Raw genomic sequence first — 18,261 nt, 5'->3', positions numbered from 1 at the left:
GTGGCAGAGCGCCGACCGCGCGCTGAGCTGGCTGTGGACCGAGTTCGGACCCAAGAAGGTGCCCGAGCGCAAGCAGCTGAAGGAGGGCGAGAAGCCCAAGGTCAATATCATCGGCCCGGCCTACGGCATGTTCAACATGGCCAGCGACCTCGCGGAAATCCGGCGCCTGGTCGAAGGGATCGGCGCTGAGGTCGGCATGGTCTTCCCGCTCGGCAGCCATCTGGCCGACGTGCGGCGGCTGGCCGACGCGCAGGCCAATGTCTGCCTCTATCGCGAATACGGACGCAATCTGTGCGAGCTGATGGAGCGGCCCTATTTCCAGGCCCCCGTGGGGCTCGACAGCACGACCAAATTCCTCCGTGCGCTGGGCGAGGAACTGGGGCTCGATCCCGAACCCTTCATCACGCGCGAGAAGCACACCACGATCAAGCCGTTATGGGATCTGTGGCGGTCGGTAACGCAGGATTTCTTCGGTACCGCCAGCTTCGGCATCGTCGCGAACGAAACCTATGCCCGCGGCATCCGCAAGTTCCTCGAAGAGGACATGGGCCTGCCATGCAGCTTCGCCTTTTCGCGCAGCGCCGGGGTGAAGCCCGACAATGCCGCGGTGCGCGAGGCGATCCACGCCAACCCGCCACTGGTCGTGTTCGGCAGCTACAACGAGCGCATGTACATGGCCGAGTGCGGCGCGCGCGGGGTCTATATCCCGGCGAGCTTCCCCGGCGCGGCCATCCGCCGCCACACCGGCACGCCCTTCATGGGCTATTCCGGGGCCACTTATCTCATCCAGGAAGTGTGCAACGCGCTGTTCGATGCGCTCTTCCACATCCTGCCTCTTGGCATGCAGCTCGATGAGATCGATCCGACGCCGGCGCGCGACGAGCTCGAATGGGACGAGGAGGCAAAGGCCAAGCTCGACCAGCTCGTCGATGCCCAGCCGGTGCTGATCCGCATCTCTGCCGCGAAACGCCTACGCGACGCCGCCGAACGCGGCGCCCACCGTGCTGGCGAAAGTCGCGTCACCGCCGAACGGCTGGCCGACGCCTTGCTCGAAGGCACGGCGTCATGAGCCGGTCGAACCGAATTGCCGACCAGGATCGTCCTGGGTCGAGCGAAGCCATCCCTGCGGAGGCCAGCCCTCTCGCGCGGATACCGAAGGAGGCAAGTTTGTCTCTCGCACAACACGCAGAACTGGAGAGAAGGCTATGAGTGATCCCGACGATCGTCTCGGGCTTAGGACCTACCTAACCCCCGAGGAAGCCAAGGAATTCCACAAGCTCTTTATGGGCAGCTTCATCGGCTTCACCGCCGTGGCGGTGGTCGCACACTTCCTGGTCTGGATGTGGAAGCCCTGGCTCTGAGCCGATAATCCCCGTCCGCGCCGCCCGGCGTCGCGGATCCGGTCAATCTCATAGAAGGACAGACCACCATGTGGAGACTGTGGCTTATTTTCGATCCGCGCAGGGCACTCGTCGCCCTGTTCATCTTCCTTTTCGTGCTGGCGCTGGTGATTCACTTCATCCTGCTGAGCACGGACACCTTCAACTGGCTCGACGGCCCGAATTCGGCCCAAGGTCGCGCCACCGCCGTCGCAGCGGCACCGGCGGCCACCTGACGGCGGATCGTGCGAGGGGCGGCTGCCCGCAAGCGGCCGCCTCCCGAGGTGCGTGGTTGGTCAACTTGAGCCCGCTGCCTGGCGGCGGGGGAGGATAGGGCTATGGCTCTCTTGAGCTTCGAGCGAAAATATCGCGTGCGCGGTGGCACATTGCTTGGAGGCGACCTGTTCGACTTCTGGGTGGGGCCCTTCTACGTCGGCTTCTTCGGTGTCGTCACGGCGATCTTCGCGTCGCTCGGGACCACGCTCATCTTCTACGCCGCATCACAAGGTCCGACCTGGAATCCCTGGCTCATCTCGATCGCACCCCCCGACCTCAGTTACGGACTGGCGTTCGCGCCGCTCAACGAAGGCGGGTTCTGGCAGGTCATAACCGTCTGCGCGCTCATATCCTTCATTTCCTGGGCGCTTCGCGAGGTGGAAATCTGCCGCAAGCTGGGCATGGGATATCACGTCCCGATCGCCTTCGGCTTTGCCATTTTCGCCTATTTCTCGCTGGTGGTGATCCGGCCCGTCCTTCTGGGCGGGTGGCATTTCGGCTTTCCCTACGGGATCTTCAGCCATTTGGACTGGGTTTCGAACACCGGCTACCAGTACCTCCACTTCCACTACAACCCGGCGCATATGCTGGCCGTGTCGTTCTTCTTTACGACCACGCTCGCCCTCGCACTGCACGGTGCGCTGGTGCTCTCGGCGGTCAATCCGCCGGCCGGCCAGGAAGTGAAGAGCCCCGAATATGAAGACACCTTCTTCCGCGACCTGATCGGCTATTCGATCGGCACTCTGGGCATCCACCGGCTCGGTCTGCTCCTCGCACTCAACGCCGGGTTCTGGAGCGCGGTCTGCATCATCATCAGCGGCCCATTGTGGACCAAGGGCTGGCCCGAATGGTGGACGTGGTGGCTCAACCTGCCGATCTGGTCCTGAGGGGGAAACGACGATGGCTCGCTACCAGAACATCTTTACCCAGGTGCAACTGCGCACCGCCCCCGAAATGGGCATCGCCCTTCCGGTCGGCGACGAGCCGCGGCTCGCCGGCACCTCATTCAACCATTTGTTCGGCCGGATCGGGCAGGCACAGATCGGCCCGATCTATCTCGGTTGGACCGGGGTGGCCTCGCTGATCTTCGGTTTCGTCTGGTTCGAAATCGTCGGTCTCAACATGCTTGCTTCGGTGGGCTGGGACCCGATCCAGTTCGTCCGCCAACTGCCCTGGCTCGCGCTCGAACCCCCGGGTCCAAGCTACGGCTTCTCGCCTTTCGTGCCGCTGGCCGAGGGCGGATGGTGGATCATCGCCGGCTTCTGCTTGACCACCTCGGTGCTCCTGTGGTGGGTGAGGAACTATCGCCGGGCCCGCGCGCTAGGAATGGGAACGCACGTCGCCTGGGCCTTCCTCTCGGCGATCTGGCTGTTCCTCGTGCTCGGCTTCATCCGGCCGTTCTTCATGGGAAGCTGGGCGGAAAGCGTGCCCTTCGGCATATTCCCGCACCTCGATTGGACCGCGGCCTTCTCGATCCGCTACGGCAATCTCTTCTACAACCCGTTCCACTGCCTCTCGATCGCATTCCTCTACGGTTCGACGCTGCTCTTCGCGATGCATGGCGCGACGATCCTCGCGGTGGGCCGCTATGGCGGTGAGCGCGAGATCGAGCAGATCACCGATCGCGGCACGGCATCCGAAAGGGCGGCGCTGTTCTGGCGCTGGACGATGGGTTTCAATGCCACGATGGAATCGATCCATCGCTGGGCCTGGTGGTTCGCCGTGTTGACCACACTGACCGGCGGCATCGGCATCCTGCTGACCGGCACGGTCGTCGATAATTGGTACCTTTGGGCACAGCAGCACTACTACGCCCCGTCCTATCCGGATGGCGGTGTGGTCGATCCCGCAGGACTGGGGAGTGTCGGACAATGAGGCACCTGATCGTTCTCGCGGCATCCGTCGTCGTGACGGTTGCCCTCGCCGGCTGTGAACTGGCGCCCAAGGAAAGCTACCAGAACGGCTACCGCGGAACCGGCATGGACACGGTGATGGTGAAAGCGTCCGCCGCAGCCGACGACGTGCCTGCCCCGCCCTATGATCCGCCCGGCACCGATGGTGCGCCTGCCGGCGGGATCTACGAGAATCTGCAGGTCCTGGGCGGCATTTCGGACGAGCAGTTCAACTACACGATGGCCGCGATTACGGCGTGGGTCTCACCGGCCGAAGGCTGCAACTACTGCCACAATCCGGAAAACATGGCTTCGGATGAGAAATATACCAAGGTGGTAGCGCGCCAGATGCTGCGGATGACCCGCGACATCAATGGCAGTTGGGCCGACCACGTCGGACAGACGGGCGTCACCTGCTGGACCTGCCACCGCGGCGAGGCCGTGCCGTCCGAGCACTGGACACTTCCGGCAGACAGCACGCGCGGAAGCATTGCTCGCAACAAGCATGGCCAGAATGACCCGGTATCGAATTCGGCCTATTCCTCGCTGCCGAATGCGGCGGTTGCCCGCTACCTGCTGGGTGGCGACGAGCCCCAAGTGGCGCGCGTGGTGTCCAAGGGCAGGTTCCCGAGCCCGGCCAACACCACTAGCGTGATGGAGGCCGAACAGACCTATGCGATGATGATGCACATCACCCAGTCGCTGGGCGTGAACTGCACCTACTGCCACAATGCGCAATCATTCCAGAGCTGGTCCACCAGCAACCCGCCGCGCAAGACCGCGTGGTACGGGCTGAACATGGTGCGGGCCATCAACCACAACTACATCGCTCCCCTCACCGACGTCCTGCCCGACAACCGCAAGGGCGAAATGGGCGATCCGTTCAAGGCCAATTGCAACACTTGCCATCGGGGCCAGAACAAGCCGCTGGGCGGATATCCGATGGCCAAGGACTATCCCGCATTGTGGATGTCGGCGGTGGCTACGCCGCCAGTGACCACGGCTCAGGCGGCGGACGAGGCCCCGTCGGACGAGGCGCCCTGATCTCAGGATTCGAGCCGGGACCTGCCTAGGAAGGGTCCCGGCGCGATCCTCCGCGTCGCTTCAGATCCGCAAGGTGCACTGGAAAGGACAGCGCCAAAGGCGTGGCGATCCATATCCACGAAGCGCCCACCAACGCCGCGCGCGTCCCCAGGAGGATGAGCGCTGCGGGGAGCAGCGTCGTAGCGATGTCACTCCAAGGCCAGCCGCGCCGCGAAAGCCAGATCGCCTCGATGGCGAGAACGAGGAGGACGATGTCGACCGCGTGGCCGCTGGCAAAGAGTTCGGCCATCCGCGCTTTCAGCCAAACGGCGCGTTCAGCTGGACAACCTGCCAGTTGAGCGCCCCGGCCACCGTCACCCAGACGATGTAGGGGACCAGCAACAGGCCCGCGAGCCGCGAAAGGCGCCCGCAATAGATGATCAGTACGAGGATCGAGAGCCACAGGGCGGCGAGCTCGACGAAGGCCCAGTCCGGTCGCTGCATGCGGAAGAAGATCAGGCTCCACCCGATATTGAGGAACCCATTGAGGGCAAACAGGCCGATCACCGTATCCGCCGAGCGCGCATTCGGCGCCGCCCGCCAGGCGGTTACGCCGGCAACGGCAGCGAGCGTGAAAATGAGCGTCCATGCGATGGGAAAGACCGGGCGGGCGGGCGTCCAGTCTGGCTTTGCCAAGCCTTCGTACCAGGGGCCGAGGTCGGTGATCGTTCCGCCGATGAATGCCACTCCCAGCGCCGCCACCAATGCGATGGCGACGGGCATGATCCAGCTAGAGTTCATTGCGCTATCGGCCTCAATCCCAAGAGATGGGCGGTGTCCTTCAGGAAAATTCGCAAATGCGCCATCGGTTTTGCGCGGACGAGCCGCTTGTTCATGTAAGCCTCCCAGGTCAGCTGCTGAACGTCCTTGTCGGCGCACATGTCGACGAAGCGTTCGCGCCGCTTGTCACTCGAATACCAGAAGTGCTGCATCATCCCGAGGATCCAGAAAACCTTGCCGTGCTCACGCATGAAGCGTTTGCGCGCCTGCGCCAGAGCCTTTGGCTTGCCCGTGACGAGGAATTCCGCCGCCGCTTCGGCCACGATGCGCCCTCCGGTCATCGCATAATAGATACCTTCGCCCGAAGCGGGGGCGACGACACCGGCAGCATCGCCCGCAACGATCACGTCGCGGCCATTCTCCCAGCGCTTGAGCGGCTTCAGCGGAATGGGTGCCCCCTCGCACCGCACCGTCTCGCATCCCTCGAGACCGAGATCGTAGCGCATTTCCTGCACCGCACCCCGCAGCGAGAAACCCTTGTTGGCGCTGCCCACACCGATGCTCGCGGTTTCGCCATGCGGGAAGACCCAGGCGTAGAAATCCGGCGACAGTTTCCCCTGGTAGAAGACATCGCAGCGGTCGCCATCGAAGCCTTCTGCCGTGCTTTCCGGCGAACGGATCACTTCGTGATAGGCGAAGACACAGGGATTGCGCCCGCCCCCGGCAATTTCCGCCCGCGCCACTACCGAGCGCGCACCATCGGCCCCGATGACCACGCGTGCGCGGACCTTGCAGACGGCGCCGTTTCGCTTGCCGCGGTAGCAGACGAGAGGCCCGGCACCGTCGTCGCGCTCGATCTCCAGGAAAGTACCCTTGCGCCGCTCTGCGCCGGCATCGGCAGCACGCCGACGCAGCCATTCGTCGAATTCATCGCGATCGACCATGCCGACAAAGCCGATCTCGCCGACCGGCATGTCGACCTTGCGGTTGGACGGGGCGATCATCCTGGCGGACCGTGCACGCGCGACCAGCAGCTCGTGGGGGATGGCAAAGTCCTCAAGCAAACGCGGTGGAACCGCGCCTCCGCAAGGCTTGATGCGTCCCTCCCGGTCGAGCAGCAGGATCTTGTAGCCCGCCGATGCGAGATCGCAGGCAGCCGTCGCGCCGGCAGGACCGCCGCCAACCACAACCGCGTCGTAGATCTCTTCTCTCATGACTGCGCGATCTCCACCCCACTTGCCTGACGGGAGTTCGAGACCTTGAACGAGAGCCAGGCGGCCGCGATGAACAGGCCGCCTTCCAGGCAGAAGATCAGTTCGAAGGCCGCCGCGTCCTGCGCCACTGCCCGACGCGTGAAATCCACGCCGAGAGCTCCGACCAGTCCGCCCAGCCCGAAGGCGATCGCCTGCGCTGCGCCCCAGACGCCCATGCGGACGCCCTCCCTCGTGCGCTCGCCCTCGCCGGCCAGCCCCATCATGGCCCCGATGGCCGCGACGGCGAAAACACCGTTGAAGAAACCGAGGAGGAAGACGTTGGGGACGAGCGGCCAGCCAAGGCCGGTCCGCGCGCCAAGGGCGAGACCTACCAGCGAAAGCGCCGATCCCAGGCAGCCAAATGCTATCCAGCTCCGTAACTCGCCCGGCATCCTGCCGGCAAAGGCGCTGCCCCCGATCCCCGCCACGACCATGCCGGCGAGGACGCCGCCATGCTGCATGCCCGACAGCTGGGTCGATTCCCCCGGTGTCATGGCGAAGACGAGACCGGCGAAAGGCTCGAGGATCAGGTCCTGCATCGAATAGGCCAGCATCGACACGAAGATGAAGAGCGTGAAGCGTCGAGCAGACGGCTCGCCGAGAATTTCCCGCAAGGCCTCGCGAATGTCCAGCACGCTTCCCTTGTCTTTGTCCGCAACCGGCGCAAGCGCACGCCGCTCGACGCGCAGGAGCGCGAGGATGGTCACCAGCAGTGCCACTCCTACCACGCCGCTCGCCACGAGTGCGAGACGCCGCGGAGAAAAGGGATCGAGCAATGCGCCCGCCGTACCTGCAGCCACAATGATACCCGCGACCATCATGATCCATGTCACCGCCGCAGCAGCCGCGCGCCGTGCAGGGGCGACGCCCGAGGCGAGAAGGGCGAGAAGCGAAGTCCCCGCCGCTCCGACGCCTGCACCGATCATTGTGAAGCCGAGAACGCCCATGACGATGGCGAGGGTCCGATTGCTGTCGATCAGGACCGTGGCATCGACCGCGACGAGCGCGCCAAGGCCAAGGACTGCCATGCCGAAGTGGATCCACGGCGTCCTCCGGCGGCCCCTGTCCGACCCCTGCCCCCACACGGGTCGGGACAGTTGGACGGCGTAGTGCCAAGCCACGAGCCCGGCAGGAATCGCGGCAGCAAGGCCATATTCGACGACCATCAACCGATTGAGCAACGAGGTGCCGAGCATCACGATGGCGCCGATCGAGGCCTGCACGAGGCCGAGCCGGATGATGTCGAGCCAGCCGAATCCCTTTGTGGTGCTGTCGGACATTACACATACCCTCCAAGGCCAAGCGCGGCCGCAAGCATGCCGAGCACGTAGAGCGTGACCCCGCGTGCCGCGTACCAAGGGGCCTTCCCGATCGGATCGCGGACGAGCTGCACCATGAGCGCGACCTGCGCGAGCAGCAGCAGCCCGACGGCAAGCGAGGACAGGACGAGGCCCCACTGAAAGAGGAGGAATACAACCACTGCCTGGCTGAGACTCATGACCGCACAAGCCAATTTCGACGCCTTACCGACGCCGAGCACGACAGGCAGGGATCGGACCCCGGTCGCGCGATCGCCTCTTACCGCCTTGAAGTCGTTCAGCGTCATGATGCCGTGTGCACCGAGGCTGTAGAGCAGGAGAATTGCGAGGATTTCCGAACGCGGCAGGCTGCCCGCCATGACCGATGCGCCGGTGAACCAAGTGAGACCTTCGTAGGTGAAGGCGACAAGGGCCGGCCCCCACCAGCCGCTGACCTTTGCACGCCACGGCGGGGCGCTGTAGGCCCAGGCGCAGAGCAGGCCGACTATCGTCGCTGCAATGACCCACCGTCCGACGAGCCAGGCGACGCCCAGCGACAGCGCGGTGCCGACAAGCGCGATCCGCAAACCCCAATGCCCGGCAATCCGGCCCGACGGGATCGGCCGTTCGGGCTGGTTGATCGCGTCGACGTGCCGGTCGTACCAGTCGTTCACCGCCTGGCTGGTGCCGCACACCAGCGGACCGGTAAGCGCGATTCCGGCAATCAGGAACGGCCAGCGCCCTCCGATCGCCACACCCGATGAAACGACGCCGCACATGAAGGCCCACATCGGCGGAAACCATGTGATCGGCTTCAGCAGTTCGAGAATGTCGCGCGGAGCCGGGGGTCTGGAGTAATCGATCGAAGTGGCCGAGCTGCGCATGGCAACAGGCTATGCCTGACACAATTGAGCGTCAATTAGTTTTGACACGCAGGTTGTAGAGTCGGCTTATTCGGGATCGCCTTGCAGGTTTCCGAGGCTGTAACGATGCAGCTTGGAATAGAGGCTCTGACGGCTGAGCCCGAGGATTTCGGCAGCCGACGCGCGGTTGTCGGAGGTATAGGAAAGCGCTGCTTCGATACACAGGCGCTCGATCAAATCGGTGCTCTCGCGAACGATGTCCTTGAGCGACATGCGTCCGACGAGTTCGGTCAGCTGCTCCACCGAGCGCGGCTTGTCCGTCAGCAGCGGCTGGAGGTCGCGCAGCCGCCGGCCGATCTGCCGGATGACATATCCGGTGTGCGGGCTGGGCCCGGTCGTGCGGACTGCCGACAACTCGACCGGCTCGCCCGGAATGGTCCCGGCCGCACCGATGACCGTGGCGGCATTTCGGGCCGAGCCGTGCTTTGCCAGCTGGCCGTCCACCAGGTCGAGATCGATACCAGGACGCCCAACGAACTCGTCGAGGGGACGCCCGCGGATCTGTTCGAGGCTGGCCGCACCGACAAGCTCGACGAAGGCTATGTTGGCATAGACGATCGCGCGCGCCTCGTCGGCAAGGACGAAGCCGTCAGGCATGGATTCGATGACGTCGAGCGTAACGTTGCGTTCGCCGCTGGCCGACGCGCCTTCGCGCCCGATGCGAAGCATGATGAACTGCTCGCCCTGCTGCCGAAAACCGGCGGCCTGGATCGAGACCGGCCCGCTTTCGTCCCGCAATTGCGCGGCGAAAGGCCCCAGCGACTGGTTGGTCAGTGCCGAACCAAGGTAGGCGATGACCTGCTCGCGCGATCCCCGGTCGAACTGCGCGATCAGTTTGGAACCTTCAAGGCTGCCTGGCTGCGCGCCAATCAGCCGATAGGCTGCGCGGTTGGCTTCCTTGATCCGGAAACCGGAGGCGGCGGCGATGATGACCGCTTCCGACGAGAGGTCGAACAGCATGCGGTACCGCGCCTCGATGCGCCGCATCCGCATATAGTCTCGCTCGAGCGATTGCTGGGCCTGCAGCAAGCGTTGCTGCACCGATGCGGTTTCCCGCAGGTCACGGCCGAAGGCGATATGGCGGTTGGGTTCACCCGTCGGCACCACCACATAGCGGACCGGAAAACCTCCATCCTCACCGATGTGGTTGATCTGGCGCCAATGCTGCGTCTGCTCATTGCGAGCGCCGGCCAGCATCTCCATGATCTTCGGCCGACTTTCGATAGTCACCGTGTCGAGCCAGTCGGTACCGATCCAGTCGGAAAAGCCCGGAAACTCTGCCGGGTTCGCCGACGCGTCGAGAATTCGACCCGCATCGTCGAGCACCAGGGTGATGTCCCCGGCCACCATCGCGATACGTGTCATGGATTCGAGGTCGACGGCCCCCAGCATCGTGGCGGCATCGCCGAAAGGGGACTTGCCCTCAATACTGTGCTTGCGAGTGAGCAAGAGCTCCTCCGGCGATCAGACCAGCCCCAACACCGGTCGCCCTTCGGCGACCATTCGCTCGGCCATTTCCAGGGCCGAGACTGCGTCGGATGCAGTGCCGTCCGCGCCAACCACATAGCATAGGGATGGTTCGGCCTTGATCACTCTGCCCCCGACAATAATTCGGACCGCGGGGTTGCGTGAAACGGACCGAATTGCCGCCACAAGTTCGGCAATATCGCCGCTAGGGCAATCATTGGTGACCGTCAATCCCACGACATCAAAGCTTCTCTGGGACACGAAATTGATGATTTCCAGAGACTTAGGCTCGAAGAGAACCTCGCTCTCCCAACCTGCGCGCGAAAAGACCTCTTCGATCATGATCGCCCCGAAACTGTGCTGATCGCCCGGCATCGGCGCGAAAAGCGCAGATGGTGGAGCCTCCAAGGGACGAACTATATTTGGCGAGCGCATCGCGACGATGCGCATGACTTCCTGGAGCCGCCACAAACCCATGGTTACATCGACGAAATCGCATTCGTCCTGTTCCCACAACTCGCCCAGCTTCCGTGCCGAACTTGCCAAAAGATCGACGAATATTCGCTCGGCGCTTATCCCGCGGGCGAGATATTGTTCGATCTTGTCGAGGAGATCGCTTGCCTCCAGTTGCAAAGGCAAGTCGGAAAATCGCTCGATTTCATCCGTGGTAAGGGTCGCAGCGCCGTCGCCTTCAGACTCCAAACGGGCGGCGACGACGCGTCTGTTGCCTCTGTGGGCCAGCAACAATCGCGGGATGATATCTCCCTCGACCATCTTGCACAGGCTTGCTCCCGAATAGGAATGGAGCACGTTCATCGAAGCGGTAGGAAAGCTGGTAGCCCTCAGCCCAGCTCCGCTATTAGCAATGCCCTTGGCCATCCAGCTCTCCCAGTCTGGAAACGGCGCGGATCGCGTCAGTCCGGATCGACACTTTTCCGAGTCGAATTCTGCGGACACGAACACCGTAATGTCATGCAGGGAAATCTGCAAACGAAACGCTGTAAATTTATCTTGTCGTCAAGATTGATTGACACTCTGGCTGATTGAAGCCTAGTCTGCAGATCGGTTCAGCGAAGGTGAGACGCTAGCAATGGCAGGGGATGGGCATCATCCCTCAGCCGGAGAGGAAAGCCCCGGTAGAGGGAAACAGGGTCAGGCGCTCTACACCAGTGAAGAGCGCAAGCGCCGCGACGAGTCCCCTTGGACTATCGTGCAAGGCATCCTCGCCCCGCTCCAATTCCTGGTGTTCCTGGTGAGCCTCGGTCTGGTTCTGCGGTATCTCGCAACCGGCTCGGGCGCGGTGGCCGCCGACTCATCGATCGTAGTGAAGACGCTGGCGCTCTACACGATCATGATTACCGGCTCGATCTGGGAAAAGGACGTCTTCGACCGTTGGTTGTTTGCGCGCCCGTTCTTCTGGGAAGACGTTTTCTCGATGCTCGTCCTGGCCCTGCACTCGGCCTATCTCGTCATGCTGTTCGGCGAGGTCGGCACGGTCGGGCAACGCATGGTACTCGCGCTGGCGGCCTATGCGACCTATCTGGTCAATGCCGGGCAGTTCCTGCTCAAACTGCGGGCAGCGAGGCTGCAGGCGGCGAGCGGTTTGGCGGTGGCGACATGAACCACGTCACGCCCATCCCCGTCGCCGGAGCCGAATGCGCCCCTATCCTGCGCGAGCGCGGACAGCGCGAAGTCTTCTGCGGTCTCACCGGCATCGTCTGGTTGCATCGCAAAATGCAGGACGCCTTTTTCCTGGTGGTCGGTTCACGCACCTGCGCCCACCTGCTGCAGAGCGCCGCCGGCGTGATGATCTTCGCAGAGCCCCGTTTCGCGACCGCGATCATCGAAGAGCGCGACCTTGCCGGCATGGCAGACTGCCAAGAGGAACTCGACCGCGTCGTGACCCGACTGCTCGAGCGTCGCCCGGAAATCCGCACATTGTTCCTTGTCGGCTCCTGCCCGTCCGAGGTCATCAAGCTCGATCTCGCCAAGGCCGCACAGCGACTGGGAGCGCGCTTTGCACCGCAGCTTCGCATCCTCAACTATTCCGGGAGCGGGATCGAAACCACCTTCACCGAAGGCGAGGACGCCTGCCTTGCCGCCTTGGTCCCCGAGATGCCGTCGCAGCCAGCGGATCAGAAGCCCGAATTGCTCGTCGTGGGAACCCTCCCCGATATCGTCGAGGATCAGTTCCTCAGGCTCTTTGCCGAGCTGGGTATCGCGCGGGTCGGGGTCCTGCCGGCCCGCAATGCGGCGGACCTGCCGGCCGTCGGACCGGCCACCCGCTACCTCCTCGCGCAGCCGTTCCTGACCGAAACCGCGCGGGCGCTGGACGACCGCGGCGCGACGCGGCTCGAGGCGCTCTTCCCTTTCGGGGCCGAGGGGACGACCGACTGGCTCCACGCCGCCGCCAAGGCATTCGGCGTCGACGAGATGCAGTTCAACCGCGCCATCGCGCCGGGTCGCGAGCGGGCGAAGCGCGCAATTGCCCACAGTCGCAAAAGACTGGAGGGCAAGCGGATCAGCTTCCTGCCCGATTCCCAGCTGGAAGTGCCGCTGGCACGCTTTCTCGGCGCCGAGCTCGGCATGGATCTGGTCGAGGTCGGCACGCCCTATCTCAACCGGCAGATCAATGCGCGCGAACTGGCCCTGTTGCCGCCGGATACGCGGCTCAGCGAAGGGCAGCACGTTGATCGCCAGCTCGACCGCGTGCGCGCCGACCGGCCTGACCTGACGGTGTGCGGCCTCGGCCTCGCCAACCCGCTCGAGGCGGAGGGCTTCACCACGAAGTGGGCGATCGAGTTGGTCTTCTCCCCGATCCACGGGTTCGAACAGGCAGGCGACCTTGCCGAACTCTTCGCGCGGCCACTGCGCCGCCGCGACGTGCTGAGGGTATAGGCGCATGCAGCTATCCGTCTGGACATACGAAGGCCCGCCGCACGTAGGGGCGATGCGCGTGGCTACGGCGATGGAAGGGCTGCACTACGTCCTCCACGCGCCGCAGGGCGACACCTATGCCGACCTGCTGTTCACGATGATCGAGCGGCGCGGCAAGCGGCCACCGGTCACCTACACCACCTTCCAGGCGCGCGATCTTGGCAAGGATACCGCTCAACTGTTTCAGGATGCGGCGCGCGAAGCCATCGACCGGTTCAAGCCGCAGGCCCTGATGGTCGGGGCAAGCTGCACCGCCGAACTGATCCAGGACGATCCGGCAGGCCTGACGGAAGCCATGGAACTGGACTGTCCGGTCATCCCGCTCGAACTGCCCAGCTACCAGCGCAAGGAGAACTGGGGCGCTGCGGAAAGCTTCTACCAGTTGGTTCGCACTCTGGCCGACCCGTCCCTGAAACCGCGTGGGGGTGCGCGCAAGCTGGCCAATATCCTCGGCCCCACAGCACTCGGCTTCCGTCACCGCGACGATGTGGTCGAGGTGCGCCGGATTCTCGACACTCTCGGCGTCGAGGTGAATTGCGTCGCGCCGCTCGGCGCCACTCCGGCAGACCTTGCCCAACTCGGCGCTGCCGACTTCAACATCGTGCTCTATCCCGAAATTGGCGAGGAAGCGGCGCGCTGGCTGGAAAGGACATTCGGCCAGCCGGTCGTTCGCACCGTCCCGATCGGAGTCGGCGCGACGCGCGAGTTCATCGCCGAGATCGCCGCTCTCGCAGGTGTTGATCCGGCAAGCACGCTGGGCGACGACAGCTCGCGCATGCCGTGGTGGAGCCGCTCGGTCGATTCCACCTACCTCACCGGCAAGCGGGTCTTCATTTTCGGCGATGCGACTCACGCGGTCGCCGCCGCGCGGATCGCCAGCGAGGAACTCGGCTTCGAGGTCTGCGGGCTCGGCTGCTACAATCGCGAATTCGCCCGCGAGTTGCGCACTGCCGCAGCCAGATATGGTGTCGAGCCGCTGATCACCGACGACCATCTCGCGGTCGAAGAGGCGATCGCCGCGACCTCGCCCGAACTGGTGCTCGGCACGCAGATGGAACGGCATATCGCCAAGCGACTGGGCTTCCCCTGCGCGGTCATCTCGGCCCCGGTGCATGTGCAGGACTTCCCGGCGCGCCACTCGCCGCAGATGGGCTTCGAAGGCGCCAATGTGATCTTCGACAGCTGGGTCCATCCGCTGGTGATGGGGCTTGAAGAGCACCTGCTGACCATGTTCCGCGAGGATTTCGAATTCTCGGACGGAGCGGGTGCATCGCACCTCGCCGCACACGGCGCGAAAACGGTCCCCCTTGTTGAACCGGTCGCGGCCAACGATCCCGAACCCGGCTCGCTCTGGACGGACGAGGCCGAGCGCGAGCTCAAGAAGATCCCTTTCTTCGTTCGCGGCAAGGCCCGGCGCAACACCGAACTGTTCGCTGCCGAACAGGGACGCGCGCCGATCGATCTCGCCACCCTCTACGATGCCAAGGCGCATTATGCCCGGTAACTTCACCCCGCCGGTGCGCGTCGCGATCGTGACGCTCGACCACCACCTCCGGGGCGCGGTAGACCGCGCGGATGCCGTGCTGGGGCCCGACAACATCCACCTCTCGCTCCACGCGGCGGCGGACTGGGACCGCGATGCTGCGTCCCTCGATCGCGCCAAGGAGGCAGTTGCCCACGCGGACATCGTCATCGCGACGATGCTGTTCCTCGACGATCATGTCCGCGCGATCCTTCCAGCGCTAGAGGCCCGCCGCGAACAATGCGATGCCATGCTCGGCCTGATGTCGGCCGGAGAGATCGTCAAGCTCACGCGGCTCGGCAACTATCGCATGGACGCCCCCGCCAAAGGGCCACTCGCCCTGCTCAAGCGCCTGCGCGGCTCGAAGCAGCAGGGGGCGAGCTCGGGCGCGGGCCAGATGAAGATGCTCCGCCGCCTTCCCAAGATTCTGCGGTTCATCCCCGGGACCGCGCAGGACGTACGCGCCTATTTCCTTACGCTGCAATACTGGCTCTCGGGCAGCGAGGCGAACGTCATCGGCATGGTTCGCGCGCTGGTCGACCGCTACGCTGCGGGCGACCGCCTGACCCGTCGGGGCATGACCCCCGCAGCGCCACCGATCGAATACCCTGACGTGGGCGTCTATCATCCCCGGTCGGACCAGAAGATTTCGGAAAGCCTTCGCCTGCTGCAGCGCAAGCCGGGGGCCAAGGGCACCGTCGGGCTGCTGCTGCTGCGCTCCTATCTGCTGGGCAACGACAGCGCCCATTACGATGGCGTAATTGCCGCAATGGAAGCTGCCGGGCTCAAGGTCGTTCCAGCCTTTGCCAGCGGCCTCGATTCCCGGCCGGCGATCGAGAAGTTCTTCGGCCGCAATGGCAAGCCGACGGTGGATGCGGTGGTCAATCTCACCGGGTTTTCGCTGGTGGGCGGCCCGGCCTATTCCGATACCGATGCAGCGGTCGAGACCCTGGCGGGGCTCGATATCCCCTATCTCGCCGCCCACGCCATCGAGTTCCAGACGCTGGATGATTGGCGCGAGCGGCGGCAGGGCCTGCTCCCGCTGGAAACGACCATGATGGTGGCCCTGCCCGAACTCGATGGCGCGATCTGTCCCAGCGTATTCGGAGGGCGTAGCGGCAATGGCGAAGGCCGTGTCCGGGCCATGCAATGCGATGTGGAGCGCAGTGCAGCGCTGGCAGCCAAGGTTGCAAAGCTGATCGCGCTCCGTCGCTCTGAGCGTGCCGAGCGCAAGCTCGCCCTCGCAATCTTCAACTTCCCGCCCAATTCCGGCGCGACCGGGACCGCGGCGCATCTCGCCGTGTGGGAATCGCTCCATGCGACGCTCCAGCGATTGGCGGCCGAAGGCTACTCGGTCGATGTCCCCGATACGGTCGACGCGCTTCGCGCAGCAGTCCTCGAAGGCAATTCCGACCGTTTCGGCGCCGAGGCCAACGTCGTTGCGCGCGTCGCTGCCGACGACCACGTCCGCCGCGAACCCAACCTCGCCGCCATCGAAGCGCAGTGGGGACCGGCACCGGGCAAGGTCCAGTGCGATGGGTCGAGCATTCACGTTCTCGGAGCGCAATTCGGCAATGTGTTCGTCGGCATCCAGCCCGCGTTCGGCTACGAGGGCGATCCGATGCGGCTACTGTTCGAAGGCGATTTCGCCCCGACCCATGCCTTCGCCGCGTTCTACCGCTGGATTCGCGAAGACTTCGGCGCACACGCCGTGCTTCATTTCGGCACCCACGGCGCACTCGAATTCATGCCGGGCAAGCAGACCGGGCTGACCGGCGATTGTTGGCCCGAGCGACTGCTCGGCGACCTGCCGAACTACTACCTCTACGCCTCGAACAACCCCTCCGAGGGCATTCTCGCCAAACGGCGCTCTGGCGCCACGCTGGTCAGCTATCTCACCCCTCCGCTGGCGCAGGCCGGCCTGTACACGGGTTTCGCCGACCTCAAGGCCAATGTCGAACGCTGGCGTGCCGCAAACCAGGGCGATGAACGCTCGCTGCTCGAAGCGATCATCACCGAAGAGTGTGAAGTGCTCGATATCGAGCGCGGCGACATTTCCGATCTCGCCGTGCGGCTCTACGAGCTCGAGCGGACCCTTATCCCGCACGGCCTGCACGTACTCGGGCAACCCCCGGCCGGCGAACAGCGCGCCGAACTGCTCGACGCGATGGTCGAGAACGATCCCGAGGCGAATCGCGATGCACTCTCTGCGGCGCTCGATGCCTGCGACGAGCTCGGTGCGGTGATCCACGCGCTCGACGGCGGCTATGTGAAGCCCGCCCCGGGCGGCGATATCCTGGCCAATCCCGACGTGCTGCCGACCGGCCGCAACATCCACGGATTCGATCCCTTCCGCATCCCCAGCCGCTTCGCCTGCGAGCAGGGCAAGGCGCAGGCCGAGGGGCTGATCGCGCGGCACGTGGCGACCGGACAACCGTTCCCCGAGAGCCTGGCCATGGTGCTGTGGGGCACCGACAACATGAAGAGCGAAGGCGTGCAGATCGCGCAGGCGCTGACGCTGATCGGGGCGCGCCCGCGGCTGGACGGCTACGGCAGGCTCGCCGGGGCGGAACTCATCCCACTCGCGGAACTGAGCCGCCCGCGGATCGACGTGGTGATGACCCTTTCGGGCATCTTCCGTGACCTCTTGCCGCTGCAGAGCCGGATGCTCGCCGAGGCCGCGCTGCTCGCGTCGCAGGCGGACGAGCCGCTCGATCGGAACTTCGTCCGCAAGCACAGCCTGGCGCACCAGGCGGCGCATGGCTGCGATCTCGAAACGGCTGCCCTGCGCGTTTTCTCCAATGCGGAAGGGGCTTACGGCGCCAACGTCAATCTGCTGATCGAAGGCGGCGTGTGGGCCGATCCGGACGAACTGGCCAACGCCTTCGAAACGCACAAGGGCTACGCCTATGGCGTGCGGGGCGAGCCGAAACAGCAGCGCGACCTGCTCCGCAGCGCGCTGGCGGATGTGGAATTCACTTACCAGAACCTCGAAAGCGTCGAAGTCGGGATCACCGACCTCGACCAGTATGTCGACGGTCTCGGTGGGGTCAGCCGCTCGGTCGCGCGGGCGAAGGGAGCGGACGCGCCGGTCTATATTCTCGATGCCACGCAGGGACCGGCCAAGGTCCGCACACTGGCCGAGCAGATCGATCTCGAAACGCGCAGCCGGACGCTCAATCCCAAGTGGTTCGAAGGCATGCTCAAGCATGGCTACGAAGGCGTTCGCCATATCGAAGGTCACGTGACCAATACCATGGGCTGGTCGGCCACCACGGGCCAGGTCGCGCCCTGGGTCTACCAGCGCATCAGCGAAACCTTCGTGCTCGACGCGGAGATGCGCAAGCGGCTCTCGCAACTCAACCCCAGCAGCTCGGCGCGCGTCGCCAACCGCCTGCTCGAAGCATGCGAACGGCGGTTGTGGGAGCCCGACGACGAAACCCTCGATGCGCTGCGGATGGCCAGCGACGAACTCGAAGACCGCCTCGAAGGCGTGATCGCGGCGGAATGA

General features: G+C 64.6%; 17 protein-coding genes. 10 read left to right on the top strand and 7 right to left on the bottom strand.

All coding sequences use genetic code 11. From position 1 onward, the window contains the following. The 6 genes from bchZ to pufC form a co-directional block, all read left to right on the top strand. Positions 1-1,069, top strand: a 1,069-nt coding sequence (gene bchZ, locus ACN4E0_RS11200) for a chlorophyllide a reductase subunit Z (protein WP_419567865.1), incomplete at its 5' end; no start/stop codon positions are given. 136 nt (positions 1,070-1,205) lie between these two features. After that, complete coding sequence (gene pufB, locus ACN4E0_RS11195; protein ID WP_419567864.1) at positions 1,206-1,361, top strand: light-harvesting antenna LH1, beta subunit; 156 nt, start codon at positions 1,206-1,208, stop codon at positions 1,359-1,361. A 68-nt stretch (positions 1,362-1,429) separates the two neighbouring features. Next, complete coding sequence (gene pufA / locus ACN4E0_RS11190) at positions 1,430-1,615, top strand: light-harvesting antenna LH1, alpha subunit (RefSeq protein WP_419567862.1); 186 nt, start codon at positions 1,430-1,432, stop codon at positions 1,613-1,615. A gap of 102 nt (positions 1,616-1,717) precedes the next feature. Next, entirely contained in the window at positions 1,718-2,542 is an 825-nt protein-coding gene (pufL, locus tag ACN4E0_RS11185; protein WP_419567860.1) for a photosynthetic reaction center subunit L, read from the top strand. Between the two features lie 13 nt (positions 2,543-2,555). Next, complete coding sequence (gene pufM, locus ACN4E0_RS11180; protein WP_419567858.1) at positions 2,556-3,530, top strand: photosynthetic reaction center subunit M; 975 nt, start codon at positions 2,556-2,558, stop codon at positions 3,528-3,530. Beyond that, entirely contained in the window at positions 3,527-4,591 is a 1,065-nt protein-coding gene (gene pufC / locus ACN4E0_RS11175; RefSeq protein WP_419567856.1) for a photosynthetic reaction center cytochrome PufC, read from the top strand. The genes pufM and pufC overlap by 4 nt, the downstream gene beginning before the upstream one ends. A 25-nt stretch (positions 4,592-4,616) precedes the next feature. Here the strand turns inward: pufC and ACN4E0_RS11170 are convergent, their stop codons facing one another. The 7 genes from ACN4E0_RS11170 to ACN4E0_RS11140 all read right to left on the bottom strand — a co-directional run bounded on the left by ACN4E0_RS11170 (position 4,617) and on the right by ACN4E0_RS11140 (position 11,170). Next, positions 4,617-4,880 carry a hypothetical protein gene (locus tag ACN4E0_RS11170; RefSeq protein WP_419567854.1) on the bottom strand — a complete coding sequence of 88 codons (264 nt, stop codon included), beginning with the start codon at positions 4,878-4,880 and terminating at the stop codon, positions 4,617-4,619. Positions 4,881-4,888: 8 nt separating this feature from the next. Beyond that, positions 4,889-5,371 carry a TspO/MBR family protein gene (locus ACN4E0_RS11165; RefSeq protein WP_419567852.1) on the bottom strand — a complete coding sequence of 161 codons (483 nt, stop codon included), beginning with the start codon at positions 5,369-5,371 and terminating at the stop codon, positions 4,889-4,891. Beyond that, positions 5,368-6,564: a geranylgeranyl diphosphate reductase gene (locus tag ACN4E0_RS11160; RefSeq protein WP_419567850.1), complete on the bottom strand. Its 1,197-nt coding sequence runs from the start codon at positions 6,562-6,564 to the stop codon at positions 5,368-5,370. Before ACN4E0_RS11160 ends, ACN4E0_RS11165 begins: the two co-directional genes overlap by 4 nt. Beyond that, positions 6,561-7,883 carry a BCD family MFS transporter gene (locus tag ACN4E0_RS11155; RefSeq protein ID WP_419567848.1) on the bottom strand — a complete coding sequence of 441 codons (1,323 nt, stop codon included), beginning with the start codon at positions 7,881-7,883 and terminating at the stop codon, positions 6,561-6,563. The genes ACN4E0_RS11160 and ACN4E0_RS11155 overlap by 4 nt, the downstream gene beginning before the upstream one ends. Next, positions 7,883-8,785 (bottom strand): chlorophyll synthase ChlG, encoded by a 903-nt coding sequence (chlG, locus tag ACN4E0_RS11150; protein ID WP_419567846.1) that lies wholly within the window; start codon positions 8,783-8,785, stop codon positions 7,883-7,885. The genes ACN4E0_RS11155 and chlG overlap by 1 nt, the downstream gene beginning before the upstream one ends. Before the next feature lie 66 nt (positions 8,786-8,851). Continuing rightward, entirely contained in the window at positions 8,852-10,216 is a 1,365-nt protein-coding gene (gene ppsR / locus ACN4E0_RS11145) for a transcriptional regulator PpsR (RefSeq protein ID WP_419567844.1), read from the bottom strand. Between the two features lie 72 nt (positions 10,217-10,288). Beyond that, positions 10,289-11,170, bottom strand: coding sequence for a cobalamin B12-binding domain-containing protein (locus tag ACN4E0_RS11140; protein WP_419567842.1), 882 nt, complete (start codon positions 11,168-11,170; stop codon positions 10,289-10,291). 211 nt (positions 11,171-11,381) lie between these two features. Between ACN4E0_RS11140 and bchF the strand changes: the two genes are divergently transcribed. Genes bchF through bchH form a run of 4 tightly spaced genes read left to right on the top strand, consistent with a single transcriptional unit; the run spans position 11,382 to position 18,261 of the window. Beyond that, positions 11,382-11,912, top strand: coding sequence for a 2-vinyl bacteriochlorophyllide hydratase (gene bchF, locus ACN4E0_RS11135; RefSeq protein WP_419567840.1), 531 nt, complete (start codon positions 11,382-11,384; stop codon positions 11,910-11,912). Beyond that, a complete protein-coding gene (locus ACN4E0_RS11130; RefSeq protein ID WP_419567838.1) occupies positions 11,909-13,189 on the top strand; it encodes a ferredoxin:protochlorophyllide reductase (ATP-dependent) subunit N in 1,281 nt (426 codons plus the stop codon). Before bchF ends, ACN4E0_RS11130 begins: the two co-directional genes overlap by 4 nt. Positions 13,190-13,193: 4 nt before the next feature. After that, a complete protein-coding gene (bchB, locus tag ACN4E0_RS11125; protein WP_419567836.1) occupies positions 13,194-14,732 on the top strand; it encodes a ferredoxin:protochlorophyllide reductase (ATP-dependent) subunit B in 1,539 nt (512 codons plus the stop codon). Beyond that, positions 14,722-18,261, top strand: a complete 3,540-nt coding sequence (bchH, locus tag ACN4E0_RS11120; RefSeq protein WP_419567834.1) for a magnesium chelatase subunit H — start codon at positions 14,722-14,724, stop codon at positions 18,259-18,261. Before bchB ends, bchH begins: the two co-directional genes overlap by 11 nt.

Source organism: Qipengyuania sp. (genome assembly GCF_048550555.1).
Classification (GTDB): domain Bacteria; phylum Pseudomonadota; class Alphaproteobacteria; order Sphingomonadales; family Sphingomonadaceae; genus Qipengyuania.
The sequence above is the reverse complement of the archived record's forward strand: the minus strand, read 5'-3'. Positions and strand labels throughout refer to the sequence as shown.